Genomic DNA, 15,360 nt, shown 5'->3' with positions numbered 1-15,360 from the left:
CCTATCCAGACAGGTTTTTTTCAATGCAGACGGCAACTTCCCGTGACGCGCAGCACGGCGTGCGACAACTCGCGGTAGGACCCGAACGGGACGGCCAGCGGCTCGACAACGCACTCACGACGCTGCTCAAGGGGGTGCCGAAAAGCATGATCTATCGCCTGTTGCGGACGGGGCAGGTGCGCGTCAACGGCAAGCGCGCCAAGCCCGATACCCGGCTAACTGACGGCGATATGCTGCGAATTCCGCCGATTCGCACGGCAGAACCTCACGAACACGAGGCCCCACCCGCGAATTTGGTCGCATCGCTCAATGAGACGGTGATTTTCGAGGACAAGCACTTCCTCGTCATCGACAAGCCTTCCGGCATCGCCAGTCACGGCGGCAGCGGCGTCAGCCATGGCGCGATTGAAATCCTGCGCGCGGCGCGTCCGCGCGACTCGCTGGAGCTGGTGCATCGGCTGGATCGCGATACCAGCGGCGTGCTGGTGCTGGCCAAGACCCGCGCCGGGCTGATTGGCCTGCAGGCGGCGATCCGGGCCGGCGAGGTGACCAAGCAGTACCTGTGCCTGATGGTCGGTGCGCCCGCCAAGGCGAAATTCGACGTCAACGTGCCGTTGCGCAAGTCGGTGCTGCAGGGTGGTGAGCGCATGGTGCGCGTCAGCGACGACGGCAAGCCGGCGTTGACGTTCTTCCGTGAGGTGGAGGCCTACCCTGGCACGCGCTTGATGCAGGCCACGCTCGGCACCGGGCGCACCCACCAGATTCGCGTACACGCGGCGCACATCGGCCACCCGCTGGCCGGTGATCCGAAATACGGCGACCGCGAGGCCAACAAGCGTTTCCGTGAGCTGGGCTTGCACCGGATGTTTCTGCACGCCGCCCATCTCGGCTTCGAGCTGGACGGGCGCGCCTACGACTTCTCCACGCCGCTGCCCGATGACCTCAAGGACTTTCTCGATGCGCTGAGCGCCAGTGGCGGCGGGGAACGGCGCCGCGAGCGTCGCCGGCGCTGACAGGCCTGCCGGGGAAACCTGCCAAGGTCTCCGGGGACGGTGACGAAGATCGCGACGCCGTGCACATGGCCTCAAACCCGGTTTCAGCCTGGCACGTTCAGCGCTTCAGCAGCGCCTCGACCTTGGCGGCGCAGATAAGGTCGTTCATCGACAGCCCGCCAACGTCGTGGGTGGACCAGGTGATGCGGCAATGGCCGTAGCCGGCTTCGAGGTCGGGGTGGTGGTCTTCCCGGTTGGCCATGAAACCCACGGCGTTGATGAAGCCAAGCGTGTGGTGGAAGTCGGGAAAACGGAAATCCTTGGTGATCGCGTGGTTGTCGGCGGTCAACGCCCAACCGGGAAGGGCGGACAAACCCGCCGCCAGGTCGGCAGCAGCGAGCGCATCGGCCGCACCTTTGCGCGGCTGGCAGGGCTGGTGGGCCAGTTGATCGAGATTCATGGCAACTCCGCGAATGGATTTGGCGCACAGCCTCGGAGCCGTCGACAGGAAAGTCAAAGCCTGCGGGAAAAAGCGAAACCGTACTAAAATGGTCCGGATTGAGAGCGAACGCGACAGCCGCGCCCGACAGCCGCGACAGGCAAACGATGATCGACATTTCCGAAACCGCACAAAAGCACTTCCGCCACCTGCTCGACCTGCAGCAGAGCGACGACCTCAGTATCCGCATGCACGTGCTCGAAGCGGGTACCCCGGCGGCCAATTGCGAGCTGGAGTTTTGCGAGAACGACGAGCTTGTCGGCGATGAGTGGCAGGTGGCCTGCGAGGGTTTCACCTTCTACGTCGACGGTCCGAGCGCACGCTGGCTGGAAGGCGCCACGATCGACTTCGAGCCGACCAAGACCGGCGGTCTGCTCAACATCCAGGCGCCGCGGATCAAGGGCGAGGTGCCGGGCGCCGAGGCTGGGCTGGCGAAGCGCGTGCAGTTCGTGATCGACTCGGAGATCAACCCGAAACTCGCCGCGCACAGCGGCAACGTCAAGCTGCTCGACATCGAGCCGGGCGGCATCATCGTGCTGCTGTTCGGCGGTGGCTGCCACGGTTGCGGCATGGTCGATGTCACGCTGAAACAGGGCGTGGAGAAAACGCTGAAGGAAATGATCCCCGAGATCAAGGTCGTGCGCGACGCTACCGACCATACCGACGGCAAGCAGCCGTATTACAAGAAGCACGAAGGCAAATCGGCGATGGCATGAGGCCGCGACGCGCGCGCAACAACGAAGCCCGCCGATTGGCGGGCTTCGCGCATTGCATGGGCCAAGCCTGGTTTCAGTCGCCCTGAACGTGGCCCTTCAAGGTATCGAGCTTGGTCGGCAGGCCGGAGAAATAGGCGGCGACATCCTCGACGTCCTGATCGGAGAGCGTCGCCACCATGCCTTTCATGATCGGGTTGCTGCGCTTGCCGCTCTTGTACTCGTGCAGCACCTGGACGAGGTAGCCGTCGTACTGGCCGGCAAGGCGCGGGTACTGCGGATCGACGCCGTTGCCGTCGGCGCCGTGGCAGGCGAAACAGGCGGCGGCCTTGGTCTTGCCATCGGCGGCATTGCCGCGGGCCAGCAGCGGAGCGGAAGCCAGCGCCAGCGCGGCGCCGAGCGTGATGAGTGCAAATGCGCGTTGCATGCGGAATCCTTCGATCACTTGAGCGGCGTAACGCTGGAAAGGTAGGCGGCGATGTCCTTGATGTTTTGCTCGGACAGGCTCTGGGCCTGCACGGCCATCGTCGGATAGGTGCGCTCGCCGTTCTTGTAGCCGTTCAGCGCGTTGACGAGGTATTGCTCGTTTTGCCCGGCGATCTTCGGCACCGGGTAATTGGGGTAGGCATTGGTGTAGCCCGGTACGCCATGGCAGCCGGCACAGGTGTAGACCAAGGTGCGGCCCTCTGCCTTGTTGCCCTCCGCATACGCGCTGGACGTGGCCAGCAACGCACATGCGGCGGCAAGACCGAGCAAATGCAGTCGTGTCATCGAATCGGTTCCCCAAGTACAACGGTGGTTGATACAGCGACCGCCGCAGTATAAGCATGCGGTCTGCAAGTGGACAACATGCCGCACCCGATTGACTTGCGTCAGGTCAGACCAGCGCGCGGAAGATGTGGATGCCGGCGCTGTATTCGCCAACGATGGTGCCGACGCTGACGAGGAAAAAGTTGAGCAGCGTACGGGCGACGCGGTTTTTCCACCAGCCACTCCAGTGCCCGATGTCGTCGCGCAAGCTGTCGAAATCCGCGACGCGCGGGTGCCGCGCCCAGGCCTCGGCCATGGCGCTGATGCCGCCGGCCGGGATGCCGGGGCGGAACGGTTTGATCGGCGCGGCCACAAACGCGGCCAGGATGCTGAAGGGGTGGGCGCCAGCCGTCAGCGCGCCGAGCGCGGCAAAGCCGCCGGTGAACAGCACCCACGCGGTAAGTGCGCTGGCGCCCAGCGAGGTGTTGCGATGGAACGCAAAGGCGATGGCGGCAAATACGGCCAGCACCAGTGCCAGCGCCAGCCACTTTGGCCAGCGCGCCTTGGGCGGCGTTTTCCCCAGTTCGGCAACCACCGCGGCAGGCGCCTCGGCTTGCGTATGCAGCAGGTCGCCCAGGCCTTGCAGATGGCCGGCACCGATCACCACCAGCACGCGGCGCGGTTCGCTGGCGGGCAGGCCGGCGGCCTCCTCGCGCAAGCGCGCAGCCATGAACCGGTTGCGCTCATCGATCAGGCTGGCGTAAAGCGGCTTCGACTCATTGGCAAACTCGCTGAACGCGCTTTCCAGCATGTCGCCCTGCTTGAGCTTTTCGATCTCGCTGGCTTCGATTTCCTCGCGCTCGAACACGCTGGCAATGAGGCCGCCGAGCAGGCCAAAGCGCTGCACGAAACCTACGCTGCGCCACGCGCGCTTGAGCGTGGTGCCCACCTCGCGGTCGATCAGCCACAGCGGCAGCGCGCGCGCTTCGGCGCCGTCCATTGCCGCTTTCATCTCGGCACCGGGCTGGATGCCGGATTGCTCGGCCAGGCGCTTCTGGAAGGTGGATAGCACCAGACTGGCCGCGACCATGCCGGCCTTACCTTGGCGGATCACCTGGAACAGATCCATGCGCTTGAATGCATCGGGATCGCGCAGGCTTTGCGCGCGGCTTTCGCACAGCTCCACCGCCACCGCGTCGTAATGTTCGGTTTCCAACAGCGCGTTGACCGCTTCCATGCTGGTGCGCGAGACGTGTGCCGTGCCGAGGATCACGTACTCGACGCCGTCGCGCTCGATGCGCTCGATCGGTTGATCCTTGAGTACGGACGGCAGATCGGCAGCGGTATCACTCATGCGCGGACAGGCAAGTCGAGGTAACCCGAAGCATGGGGTGCGGTTGGCGGCGAAGCAAGCTCAATCGCGGAAACGCTTGAGCAGGTCGCCATAGGCATCGATGCGGCGGTCGCGCAGGAACGGCCAGATGCGCCGCACTTCTTCGCTGCGTGCAAGGTCGACCTCGGCCAGCAGCAGTTCGCGGCCGTCGGTGCCGGCCTTGGCGAGGAATTCGCCCTGCGGCCCGGCGACGAAACTCGTGCCCCAGAACTGGATGCCGGCACCGGTGCCGGAGGGATCGGCCTCGAAGCCGACGCGATTCACTGCCAGCAGCGGCAGGCCGTTCGCTACCGCGTGCCCGCGCTGCACGGTGACCCACGCATCGCGCTGGCGCTCCTTTTCAGCCGCTTCGTCGCGCGGATCCCAGCCGATCGCGGTCGGGTAGAGCAGCAGTTCGGCGCCGGCCAGTGCCATCAGGCGCGCGGCTTCGGGGTACCACTGATCCCAGCACACCAGTACGCCGAGCTTGCCGACCGAGGTCTGGATCGGCTCGAAGCCCAGGTCTCCCGGCGTGAAGTAGAACTTCTCGTAGAACGCCGGATCGTCCGGGATGTGCATCTTGCGGTACTTGCCGGCGATCGCGGGTGAGCGGTCGAACACCACCGCGGTGTTGTGATACAGCCCGGTCGCGCGCTTCTCGAACAACGAGGCGACCACCACCAGCTTGAGTTCGGCCGCGAGTTTGCCCAGGTGCGCGGTGCCGGGACCGGGGATGGTTTCCGCCAGATCGAACGTGTCCACCGACTCGTGCTGGCAGAAATACGGCCCATTGTGCAGCTCCTGCAGCAGCACCAGCTCGGCGCCGGCCTTGGCTGCCTCACGCAGTCCGGCCTCGATCGCGGCGAGATTGGCGTCGCGACTGCCGCGATCGGTTTCCTGCAGCAAGGCGACTTTGAGCAGTTTGCGGGCCATGGCGGTTTCTCCATCGTGCAGCGCGCCATTTTAGTCGATGCAGGCGTGGGTCAGGCGGCGTGGGTCGGATTTCGGCCCGACGGTGCGATGTCTCGTGTCTGGCCGGAGAATCCCGGCAGGCGGTTCGCGAAGAGCCTGTCGGGATGAATCCCGACCCACGGGTCAGGGTGTTGCCAGCACACCGGCCGGCAGTTGCATGGTGATGCAGTGCAGGCTGCCGTTTTGCCAGATCAGCGGCCGGCAGGGCACCGGCACTACGGCGCGGCCGGGGTGCAGTGCGCCGATGAGCCGCGCGGCTTCGGTATCGGCCGCGTCGCCGTAGGCCGGCACCAGCACGGCGCCGTTGATGACGAGGTAATTGGCGTACGAGGCAGCCAGCCGGCGGCCCTCGTCGATGATCGGTCGCGCCCATGGCAGGGCATGCACGCGGTACGGCTCGCCGCTGCGGGTGCGCAAGGCGGCGAGTTCGGCGCCCATGCGCTGCAGCTCCGCGTGGTGGTGATCCTGCGCGTCGTTGCAGGCCTGGTAGACGATGTTCTGTCCGGGCGCAAAACGCGCGAGCGTGTCGATGTGCGCGTCGGTGTCGTCGCCTTCGAGGTAGCCATGGTCGAGCCACAGCACCCGCTCGGCATGCAGCGCGTCGCGCAGCACGGCTTCCATCTGCGCGCGGCTGGCGTCGGGGTGGCGCTGGTGCAGGCAGCGCCAGGTGGTCAGGATGGTGCCGGTGCCGTCGCTTTCGATGCCGCCGCCTTCCAGTGCCCAGTCGATGCGCGTGTGCGTCGCCTGGGTGAACACGCCGGCGCGCATCAGTCCGGCAATCAGGGCGTCGTCGCGTTCGGCGCCGAACTTGCCGCCCCAGCCGGTGAAGCGGAAATCGGTGAGCTGGAAACGTCCGTCGTCGTTGCTGAGGGTGATGGGCCCGGAGTCACGCAGCCAGGTGTCGTCATAGGGCAACTCGACGAAACGCACGCGCGCGGCGTTGGCGCCGGCGCGCTGCATGCACGCCTGCGCCTGGTGCCGCACGTTGGCATCGGCCACCACGACCATCAGCAGCTGGAAGCGGGTGACGGCGGCTGCCAGCGCCGCATAGGTGGTTTCCGCTTCGGCCAGGCGCGCCGCCCAATCGGTGCCGGCATGTGGCCAGGCAATCAGCACTGCCGATTGCGGCTCCCATTCGGCAGGCAGGCGCCAACGGGGCTCGGACATGGTTTGCACTCGCGCAGATGACGGCCCGCCAGTTTACCGGTGTGCACACGAAAACGCGGCCCGCGTTGCCGCGGACCGCGCCTGCGCATGTTTCAATGTGCCGCGGAAGGGTTGGTGTTGTTGCCAGCCGGCGTGTTGAGCACCGAATGAATCACGTGTTCGTGCTCGAAGTACACGATGAAATTGGCGTATTCCCACCGGTTGATCACCGGGTGGTGGCGGCTGTCTCCGCCACGCGGCGTGAGCTTGCGCACTGGGGCGCCGTAGCGGTGCTCGACCTGGGCCGCCGTCATGCCGCGTGCCGGCAGGTTCATCGACTTTTCCTGCTGTACGCGATGCAGCAGCAGGTTTTCGGCGTGCGCTGTTGGCGTGGCGGCCATGGCACCAAGGCCGATGGCAAAGGCTGCCAGCAAGGGCAGGTGGTAGTGGTACGTGAACATGATCCCCTCTCCCGGCTGGGCGGTGCCGCGCCGTTTTAACAGAACTGCCGCATGCAATCCATGCCACGCCGCAACGGGTGTGACCGGCATAGCCATTATCATGGCCGGTCGTGTCCCTGTCGTTGCCGGTTCGATGATTACGTTTCGCCACTTTGCCTTGCGCCGCGGCAGCCGCCTGCTGCTGTCCGATGTCGACTTGGTCATCCAGGCCGGCTGGCGACTGGGCGTGATCGGCCGCAACGGCAGCGGCAAATCCAGCCTGTTTGCGGCCTTGATGGGCCAGCTCGAAGCCGATGTCGGCGCGGTCGAGTTGCCGGCGAAACTGCGCTGGGCCGCAGTGGCGCAGGAAACCCCCGCATTGCCGGATGCCGCGATCGACTATGTGCTGGGTGGCGATGCCGAGTTGGCCGCCGCGCTGCGTGACGAGGCCGACGCCGAGAAGCGCAATGACGCTGCGGCGATGGCACGCGCGCACCATCGCATCGAAGAGCTGCACGGCTACGACGGTCGCGCCCGCGCCGGGCGCCTGCTGCACGGGCTGGGTTTTGCCGCCGACATGCACGAGCGCGCGGTGCGCGAGTTTTCCGGCGGCTGGCGCGTGCGTTTGAACCTGGCTCGTGCGCTGATGGCGCCGTCCGAGCTGCTGCTGCTCGACGAGCCGACCAACCATCTGGATCTGGATGCGGTGCTGTGGCTGGAAGAATGGTTGCGGCGTTACCAGGGCACCTTGCTCATCATTTCGCACGACCGCGAATTCCTCGACGGCGTGATCGACCACACCCTGCATCTGGAAGGCAGCGGCGTGCGCCTGTACACCGGCAACTACAGCGCGTTCGAGCACCTGCGCGCCGAGCAGTTGCGCCAGCAGCAGATCGCGCACGAGCGCGAGCAGGCCGAGCGGGCGCATCTGCAAAGTTTCATCGACCGCTTCAAGGCGAAGGCGACCAAGGCCAAGCAGGCGCAGTCGCGGATGAAACGGCTGGAAAAGCTTGCCGGCACCGAAGCGGTACGGGCGGAACGTGCGTTCCATTTCCAGTTTGCACAACCCGAGCGCGTGCCTGATTCCATGCTGCGATTGGAAGATGTGGCGGCCGGTTATTGCTCTCCCGCGCCCCCGGAAAGCTTTGGAGCTGGCGCAGATGCCGCTGGTCTCCCGCTCTCCGCCGGGGAGAGGGGCGGGGTGAGGGGCTGGGCCGGCGAAGAGTCTTCGACGAACGCCGACGCAAGCTCCACCCTCTCTCTCCCACAGGGAGAGGGGGCAAACGTCATCCTTTCGGATGTCCGCTTCTCCATCGAAGCCGGCGACCGCATCGGTCTGCTCGGCCCGAACGGCGCCGGCAAATCCACCTTGGTCAAGACCCTGGTCGGCGAACTGGCGCCGCTCGCCGGCGACCGCACGGCGCACAAGGAGCTGCGCATCGGCTACTTCGCGCAGCACACGGTGGAAAACCTGCGCGAGCACTCCAGCCCGATCGACCACCTGCGCGAGCAGGCTCCGGGTGTGGCCGATCAGGCACTGCGCGATTTCCTCGGCGGCTGGAACTTCACCGGTGACCGCGCGTTCGAGCCGGTGGATGGTTTCTCCGGCGGCGAGCGCGCGCGGCTCGCGCTGGCGTTGATCGCGTGGAACAAGCCGAACCTGCTGGTGCTGGACGAGCCCACCAACCACCTTGATCTGGACATGCGCGAGGCCTTGGCCGACGCGCTCGCCGATTTCGACGGCGCGCTGGTGCTGGTGGCGCACGACCGCCACCTGCTCGGGCTAGTGTGCGACAGCTTCTGGCGCGTCGCGGGCGGCAAGGTCGAAACCTTCGACGGCGATCTCGACGACTACGCGCGCTGGCTGCATGCGCACAACAATGCGGCGAAGCGCGGCGAGGAAAAGACCGAGACGGTGGTGGTATCGGCAGCCGATCGCCGGCGCGCTGCCGCGGCCCAGCGCGACAGCGAGCGCGCCACCCGTCAGCGGGTGAAAAAAGTCGAAACCCGGGTTGCCGCCATCGACGCCGAGCTGGCCACGCTGGATGCAAAGCTCGCCGATCCGGAAACCTACAACGGACCGACGGCGGCACTGATGCAACTTGGACAGCAGCAGGCCAACTTGCGCCGCGAGAAGGAAACGCTCGAAGCGGAGTGGTTGGAACTTTACGAAGTGCTGGAAGCCTGAAGGGGCCACACATGAAAAAGCCGATGGCGCAATGGTGGTTGCCGGCGTTGGATCGCCTGGGCAAGAAACACCCGCTGCGCCAGCAACTCCTGCGCGCCGACCACCTTGCCGACACCCCACCGGCACGCCTGCCTGCGCTGACGCAGTGGTTCGATGTCGGTACCGCCACGATCCCTGCCGGTGCGCTGCTGCGGCAGCACTTTGCCGGCGATGCCGGCGATAGCGTGTGGATGGCGGCAGAGCCGGCCTGGGCATTTGCCGACATCAACGGCGTGCGGCTGATGGCGTGCGGCTCGCTTGAGGTCACCGCGAAGGAGGCTGCGGCACTGGTGTCATCGCTGGCGCCGCTGTTTGCCGAAGTAGGCATGCAGCTGCTTGCGGCAACGCCGACGCAATGGCAATTGCGCGCCGCGCCAGACACCGCCTTGCCGGAGCTGACTGCGCCCGAGCAGGCGCTGGGCGAGGATCTGTTCCTGCACCTGCCGAAGGGTGATGCCGGCAAGCGCTGGCGCATCTTGTTCAATGACGTGCAGATGGCGCTGCACGAGCACCCGGTGAACCTGGCGCGCAAGCGACACGGCGAAACCGTGGTCAACACCGTGTGGCCATGGGGCGCCGGCAAGCTGCCGGCAACGGTCACCGCGAACGTGGCAGGGGTTGTCAGCGACGAGCCGTTGCTGGTGGCGCTGGCGGCGCGCGCGGGCATCGAACGCAAACCCTTGTCGCCGGATGCCGTGGCGCTGGCAGCCGCCGGCTGGCTGGTGGACCTGCAAGGACTGGCCGCCGGTGAGTTCGAGCGCGACTGGTGGCCAAGCATGCAGACCGCCATGGCGCGCCGCGCGCTGCATATCGTGTTCGGCAGCGGCGAATGCTGGGCGTGGCGGCCGTGGCATCGCTGGCGCATCTGGCGCAGGCCGGCGCGTTGAGCGCCCCGACCTTGCGCCGGCGCGTGCCGCAAGGCGAGCCGGCAGGTTGGGATGCCAGCGTGCATCCGGTAGTTCAGCGGGTATATGCAGCGCGTGGCGTGTTCGGGCCGACCGGCGTCGAGCATCGCCTGCAACGCCTGTTGCCGCCGCAGACGCTGGGCGGGCTGGATACAGCCACCGATCTGCTGATCGATGCGATCCGCGCCGGTGAGCACATTCTCGTTGCCGGCGACTACGACTGCGATGGCGCCACCGGTACCACGGTGGCGGTGCGTGGCCTGCGCATGCTGGGTGCCGCGCACGTCTCCTATGCGGTGCCCAACCGCTTCGTGCACGGTTACGGCCTGACGCCGGCGTTGGTGGATTCGCTGTCGCCGCGGCCGCAACTGATCGTCACCGTGGACAACGGTGTCGCCAGCATTGCCGGCGTGGCGCGCGCGCATGAACTGGGCATGCGGGTGATCGTCACCGACCACCATTTGCCGGGCGAACGCCTGCCGGCGTGCAATGCGATGGTCAACCCCAACCTTGCCGGCGATGCGTTTCCCAGCAAGGCGCTGGCCGGCGTTGGCGTGATGTTCTACCTGCTGCTGGCGCTGCGTGCGAAGCTGCGTGCGCAGGGGGCGTTTGCCGGCGGCGAGCCGGATTTGTCCAGCCTGCTCGACCTGGTCGCGTTGGGCACCGTGGCCGACCTGGTGCCGCTGGATTTCAACAACCGGGTGCTGGTGGCCGCTGGCCTGCGGCGCATCCGCAGCGGCTACGCGCATGCCGGCATCGCTGCGCTCGTCGCCTGCGGCAAGCGCAGCGTCGCCACCTTGTGTGCGGCGGACCTCGGTTTTGCCATCGGCCCGCGCCTCAACGCGGCGGGCCGGCTCGAAGACATGCACATCGGCATTGAATGCCTGCTGGCCGACGATGCCGGCCGCGCGCAACGCCTGGCCGGGGAACTCGACGAGATCAACCACGCGCGCCGCGACCTGCAAGCCTCGATGGTGGCTGCGGCGGAAACCATGGTGGCCGGCATCGGCGACAACGGCGCTACCGGCGTCGCGCTGTACGAGCCCTCGTGGCATGCCGGCGTCGTCGGGCTGGTGGCGTCGAAGCTCAAGGATCGCCTGCATCGTCCGGTGATTGCCTTTGCCCCTGCCAGCGACGATGACCCGCAGCAATTGCGTGGTTCCGGCCGTTCAATCGCCGGTTTCCACCTGCGCGACGCGCTGGCCATGATCGACGCCCGCGAGCCGGGTTTGATCGAGCGCTTTGGCGGCCATGCGATGGCGGCCGGGCTCAGCTTGCCGGCGGCGCATTACCCGCGGTTCGCCCAGGCCTTCGACCACACGGCGAGCGAGCTCATCGCGCCCGAATCGCTGCAGGCCACGTTGTATACCGATGGCGAATTGCTGGTGGGGGACTTTTCGCTGGACCTTGCCCGCCAGTTGCGTGATGCCGGGCCATGGGGGCAGGGCTTCCCGCCGCCGGTGTTCGACGGCGTGTTCGATTGCGCTGGCTGGAAACGCATGGGCGAAAACCATTGGCGGCTCAACCTGCGCGATGCGCGCGACGGCGCCACGCACGATGCGGTGATGTTCAATGTCGGCGCCGCCACGCCGCCCGCGCGCCTGCGTGCGGCGTTCGAGCTGGTGGTCAACGACTGGCAGGGCAGGGAGTCGCCGCGCCTGCTGCTGCGCCACGTGGAGGCATGCTGATTCGGCCATCCATACGGCTAATGCCGAATCGTCACTTGCAAGCACGCGCCGTATCTGTTCTAGTCGGTGTCATGTCACCGATGACTTCCACTGCCCTGGACTCCAACGCCGCCGCGGCGTTCGGCTTGGCCGTGGCTGCCGGCAACAACAATCGCGCGAACAATAACGCCAACTGTTGGCGGGCCCGCGCGTAGCTGCAAGTTTCATCACAGACACGCAAACCGGGGCCCGCCGAAAAGCGGGCCCCGTTTTTTTGTGCCTTCCATTCACCCTGAAAAGGCAAAAACCATGTGTGGCATCTTTGGCATGTTCGACCTGCAACCCGGCGACGACGTCGCCACGCTGCGCCGGCAGGCGCTTGATCTCTCGCGCCGCCAACGCCATCGCGGGCCGGATTGGAGCGGCGTGTTTGCCGACGACGGCGCGATCCTGGTGCACGAGCGCCTGGCGATCGTTGACCCGGCCTCCGGGGCGCAGCCGCTGCGTTCGCGCGACGGCCAGCTCGCGCTGGCGGTGAACGGCGAGATCTACAACCACAAGGTGCTGCGCGCCGCCACCGACTACGATTTCACCACCGGCTCCGACTGCGAAGTCATCAACGCCCTGTATCGTCAGCAGGGCGCCGACTTCGTGCCGCGACTCAACGGCATCTTTGCCTTCGTGCTGTGGGATGCCGCCGCCCGCCGCTACCTCGTAGCGCGCGACCCGATCGGTGTGTGCCCGCTGTACTGGGGCCACGACGCGCAGGGCCGCACCTGCGTCGCCTCGGAAATGAAAGTGCTTGCCGAGCTGTGCGCTGACGTCGCCGAGTTCCCTGCCGGGTATCTGTACGACAGCGCCACTGGCGAGTTGCGCCAGTACTACGTCAAACCGTGGCGCGACTACGCCGCCACCAAGGGCCACGTGCCGGCCCCGGCCGCGTTGCGCAAGGCGTTCGAGGATGCCGTGCATCGCCAGCTGATGACCGATGTGCCCTACGGCGTGCTGCTTTCCGGCGGGCTGGATTCGTCGCTGGTCGCCGCGTGCGCCGCCAAATTCGCGCGCGAGCGGATCGAGGAGGACGACCGCAGCGAAGCCTGGTGGCCACGCCTGCATTCGTTCGCGATCGGACTGGAAGGCTCGCCCGACCTCGCCGCGGCCAAGGTCGCCGCCGACGCGCTCGGCACCGTGCACCACGGGTTCGTCTACACCTTCCAGGAAGGCCTGGATGCCGTGCCGGAGGTGATCCGGCACCTGGAAACCTACGACGTCACTACCATCCGCGCCGCCACGCCGATGTACCTCATGGCGCGCCGGATCAAGGCGATGGGCGTGAAGATGGTGCTCTCGGGCGAAGGTTCGGACGAAATCTTCGGCGGGTACCTCTATTTCCACAAGGCACCGTCGGCCAAGGCGTTCCACGAGGAAACCGTGCGCAAGCTCGACACCCTGCACGCCTACGACTGCCTGCGCGCGAACAAGTCGATGATGGCCTGGGGCGTGGAGGCGCGCGTGCCGTTTCTCGATCTGGAATTCATCGACGTGGCGATGGGCATCGACGCCGCGGCGAAGATGGCCGGCCACGGCAAGATCGAGAAATCCATCCTGCGCGAGGCCTTTGAAGGTGCGCTGCCGAAGGAAATCCTCTGGCGCCAGAAGGAGCAGTTCAGCGATGGCGTTGGCTATGGCTGGATCGACGAACTCAAGGCGCATGCGGAGAAGTCGGTGAGCGATCGCGAATTTGCTGCGGCCGCCGCGCGCTTCCCGTTCAACACGCCGGAAACCAAGGAGGCGTATTTCTACCGCCGCATCTTCGAGAGCCACTACCCGAGCCCGGCGGCGGTCGCCACCGTACCCGGCGGCAAGTCCATCGCCTGCTCCTCGCCGGCCGCCATCGCGTGGGATCCGAGCTTTGCCAAGCTGGCCGACCCGTCCGGCCGTGCAGTGAAGAGCGTGCACGAACATGCGCTGAGCTGAGCTCGGAACGCGTTCTGGTTCAGCTCTGGCGCGTATCCGAGCCGGCAACCGTGCGGTTGCCGGCTCGGCCGCGCGTCGCCGCGGTCGATTCGCACCGTGCGCCGTTGGCGGTCGGTCGATGGCGCGCGCGATGCAGGTGCGGGTCAGCCAGCCGCGGGGAGCGCTCTGTTAAGATGGCAAGCCAACTTATTGCGCGCCCGACCATGACCGAACCGCATCCCATTCTTGCGCAGATTGCCGACCTTACGGAACGCGTCGAGTCGCTTAGGGGGTATCTTTGACTACCCCACCAAGCTCGAACGCCTCGAAGAAGTAACCCGCGAGCTGGAAAACCCCGACATCTGGGACAACCCGACGCGCGCGCAGGAGCTGGGCCGCGAGCGGGCGCGGCTGGAGTCGGTGGTCAACGGCATCCGCGAACTCGCATCGGGTTTGAACGACGCGCGCGAACTGCTGGAAATGGCCAACGCCGACGGCGACGAGGAAACGGCTGCTGCCGTGCACCGTGACGTCGACCGGCTTGATGCACGGGTGGCCAAGCTCGAATTCCAGCGGATGTTCTCGGGCAAAATGGACGCCTGCAACGCGTTTGTCGACATCCAGGCTGGCGCCGGCGGTACCGAGGCCCAGGACTGGGCCGAAATGCTGTTGCGCATGTACCTGCGTTGGGCCGAGTCGCGCGGCTGGAAAACCGAGATGATGGAAGCCTCCGGCGGCGAAGTGGCCGGAATCAAATCGGCCACGTTCCGGGTGGAAGGCGACTATGCCTACGGCTGGCTCAAGACCGAAATTGGCGTGCATCGCCTCGTGCGCAAAAGCCCGTTCGACTCCGATAACCGCCGCCATACCAGCTTCACCAGCGTGTTCGTTTCGCCCGAGGTGGACGACGAGATCGAGATCGAGATCAACCCGGCGGACATCAAGATGGATGTGTACCGTTCATCCGGCGCGGGTGGCCAGCACGTTAACAAGACCGAATCGGCGGTGCGTCTGACCCACGTGCCCACCGGCGTGGTGGTGGCCTGCCAGGTGGAGCGCAGTCAGCATTCCAACCGCGATCGCGCGATGAAAATGCTGAAGGCGCGCCTGTACGAGCTGGAAGTGCAGAAGCGCAACGCTGAGCGCGATGCGGTGGAGGCCACCAAATCGGACATCGGCTGGGGCAGCCAGATCCGCAACTACGTGCTCGACCAGAGCCGCATCAAGGATCTGCGCACCGGCGTGGAACGCACCGACACGCAGAAAGTGCTCGATGGCGACCTTGACGAATTCATCGAGGCCAGCCTGAAATCCGGGCTCGACGCCGGTGCCAAGCGCATCGACGCCTGAGCGACAATCCTGGTTGACTGACGACGAGGTGGCAGGCATGAAACGCAAACACGTATGCACCATCGCAGCAGCTCTGGTGTTGGCCCTGGGCGCAACCAGCGCTGTGGCAAACCCGCAGGACAGCGCCAAGCAGACCATCAAGCAGGACGCCAAGACCGTGGGGCACGGCGTGGCCGACGGCGCACGCACGGTCGGTCATGCCACGCGCGACGTCGCGGTCAAGATCGGGCACGGCGCCAAGGAAGCCGGCGTCGGCATCGGGCACGGCGCGAAGAAGGCGGGCATCGCGGTGGGTCATGGCGCGAAAGAGGGCTGGGACGCCACCAAGGCCGGTGCCAAAAAAGCGTTCGGCAAAGACGGCAACTGATCCG

Annotated in this window: 15 protein-coding genes; 8 read left to right on the top strand and 7 right to left on the bottom strand. The window is 66.3% G+C overall.

Translation table 11 applies throughout. The features are described 5' to 3' along the window. Positions 1 to 23: 23 nt before the first annotated feature. Complete coding sequence (locus AC3WP6_RS09415; protein WP_492627461.1) at positions 24 to 1,013, top strand: RluA family pseudouridine synthase; 990 nt, start codon at positions 24 to 26, stop codon at positions 1,011 to 1,013. Positions 1,014 to 1,110: 97 nt separating this feature from the next. Here the strand turns inward: AC3WP6_RS09415 and AC3WP6_RS09410 are convergent, their stop codons facing one another. Continuing rightward, positions 1,111 to 1,452 carry a 4a-hydroxytetrahydrobiopterin dehydratase gene (locus AC3WP6_RS09410; protein ID WP_492627460.1) on the bottom strand — a complete coding sequence of 114 codons (342 nt, stop codon included), beginning with the start codon at positions 1,450 to 1,452 and terminating at the stop codon, positions 1,111 to 1,113. Positions 1,453 to 1,598: 146 nt separating this feature from the next. Here AC3WP6_RS09410 and AC3WP6_RS09405 point away from each other — a divergent pair, with 146 nt between their 5' ends. Further along, on the top strand, positions 1,599 to 2,207 hold the full coding sequence (locus AC3WP6_RS09405) for an NfuA family Fe-S biogenesis protein (protein WP_492627459.1): 609 nt from the start codon (positions 1,599 to 1,601) through the stop codon (positions 2,205 to 2,207). Between the two features lie 73 nt (positions 2,208 to 2,280). On the opposite strand, the gene AC3WP6_RS09400 is transcribed toward AC3WP6_RS09405, so the two are convergent. The 6 genes from AC3WP6_RS09400 to AC3WP6_RS09375 form a co-directional block, all read right to left on the bottom strand. Further along, positions 2,281 to 2,631, bottom strand: coding sequence for a c-type cytochrome (locus tag AC3WP6_RS09400; protein WP_492627458.1), 351 nt, complete (start codon positions 2,629 to 2,631; stop codon positions 2,281 to 2,283). A 14-nt stretch (positions 2,632 to 2,645) separates the two neighbouring features. Next, the gene (locus tag AC3WP6_RS09395) at positions 2,646 to 2,975 is read right to left on the bottom strand and encodes a c-type cytochrome (RefSeq protein ID WP_492627457.1); all 330 of its coding nucleotides are present in this window, start codon (positions 2,973 to 2,975) and stop codon (positions 2,646 to 2,648) included. A gap of 106 nt (positions 2,976 to 3,081) precedes the next feature. Beyond that, positions 3,082 to 4,308, bottom strand: coding sequence for a TraB/GumN family protein (locus tag AC3WP6_RS09390; RefSeq protein ID WP_492627456.1), 1,227 nt, complete (start codon positions 4,306 to 4,308; stop codon positions 3,082 to 3,084). A gap of 60 nt (positions 4,309 to 4,368) precedes the next feature. Further along, positions 4,369 to 5,259 carry a carbon-nitrogen hydrolase gene (locus tag AC3WP6_RS09385; RefSeq protein ID WP_492627455.1) on the bottom strand — a complete coding sequence of 297 codons (891 nt, stop codon included), beginning with the start codon at positions 5,257 to 5,259 and terminating at the stop codon, positions 4,369 to 4,371. A gap of 162 nt (positions 5,260 to 5,421) precedes the next feature. Further along, positions 5,422 to 6,465, bottom strand: a complete 1,044-nt coding sequence (locus tag AC3WP6_RS09380) for an agmatine deiminase family protein (RefSeq protein ID WP_492627454.1) — start codon at positions 6,463 to 6,465, stop codon at positions 5,422 to 5,424. Between the two features lie 92 nt (positions 6,466 to 6,557). After that, positions 6,558 to 6,905, bottom strand: coding sequence for a hypothetical protein (locus AC3WP6_RS09375; RefSeq protein ID WP_492627453.1), 348 nt, complete (start codon positions 6,903 to 6,905; stop codon positions 6,558 to 6,560). Between the two features lie 133 nt (positions 6,906 to 7,038). Here AC3WP6_RS09375 and AC3WP6_RS09370 point away from each other — a divergent pair, with 133 nt between their 5' ends. The 6 genes from AC3WP6_RS09370 (at position 7,039) to AC3WP6_RS09345 (ending at position 15,356) form a co-directional block, all read left to right on the top strand. Beyond that, positions 7,039 to 9,072 carry an ABC-F family ATP-binding cassette domain-containing protein gene (locus AC3WP6_RS09370; protein WP_492628674.1) on the top strand — a complete coding sequence of 678 codons (2,034 nt, stop codon included), beginning with the start codon at positions 7,039 to 7,041 and terminating at the stop codon, positions 9,070 to 9,072. Between the two features lie 11 nt (positions 9,073 to 9,083). Continuing rightward, complete coding sequence (locus tag AC3WP6_RS09365) at positions 9,084 to 9,998, top strand: phosphoglycerate mutase (protein WP_492627452.1); 915 nt, start codon at positions 9,084 to 9,086, stop codon at positions 9,996 to 9,998. Then, a complete protein-coding gene (gene recJ, locus AC3WP6_RS09360) occupies positions 9,950 to 11,704 on the top strand; it encodes a single-stranded-DNA-specific exonuclease RecJ (RefSeq protein WP_492627451.1) in 1,755 nt (584 codons plus the stop codon). The genes AC3WP6_RS09365 and recJ overlap by 49 nt, the downstream gene beginning before the upstream one ends. Before the next feature lie 288 nt (positions 11,705 to 11,992). Then, positions 11,993 to 13,660, top strand: coding sequence for an asparagine synthase B (gene asnB, locus AC3WP6_RS09355; RefSeq protein WP_492627450.1), 1,668 nt, complete (start codon positions 11,993 to 11,995; stop codon positions 13,658 to 13,660). Between the two features lie 203 nt (positions 13,661 to 13,863). Further along, positions 13,864 to 14,989, top strand: a protein-coding gene (prfB, locus tag AC3WP6_RS09350) for a peptide chain release factor 2 (protein WP_492627449.1) whose coding sequence is annotated in 2 segments (ribosomal slippage) — positions 13,864 to 13,938 and positions 13,940 to 14,989 — 1,125 coding nt in all. Because the reading frame shifts where the segments join, the coding sequence is not laid out codon by codon here. Positions 14,990 to 15,026: 37 nt separating this feature from the next. After that, positions 15,027 to 15,356: a hypothetical protein gene (locus tag AC3WP6_RS09345; RefSeq protein ID WP_492627448.1), complete on the top strand. Its 330-nt coding sequence runs from the start codon at positions 15,027 to 15,029 to the stop codon at positions 15,354 to 15,356. Positions 15,357 to 15,360 lie beyond the last annotated feature (4 nt).

The organism is Rhodanobacter sp. FW106-HT46G03 (assembly GCF_058789895.1).
Note: the sequence above shows the minus strand (reverse complement) of the source record. Positions and strands in the feature narration are given on the sequence as shown.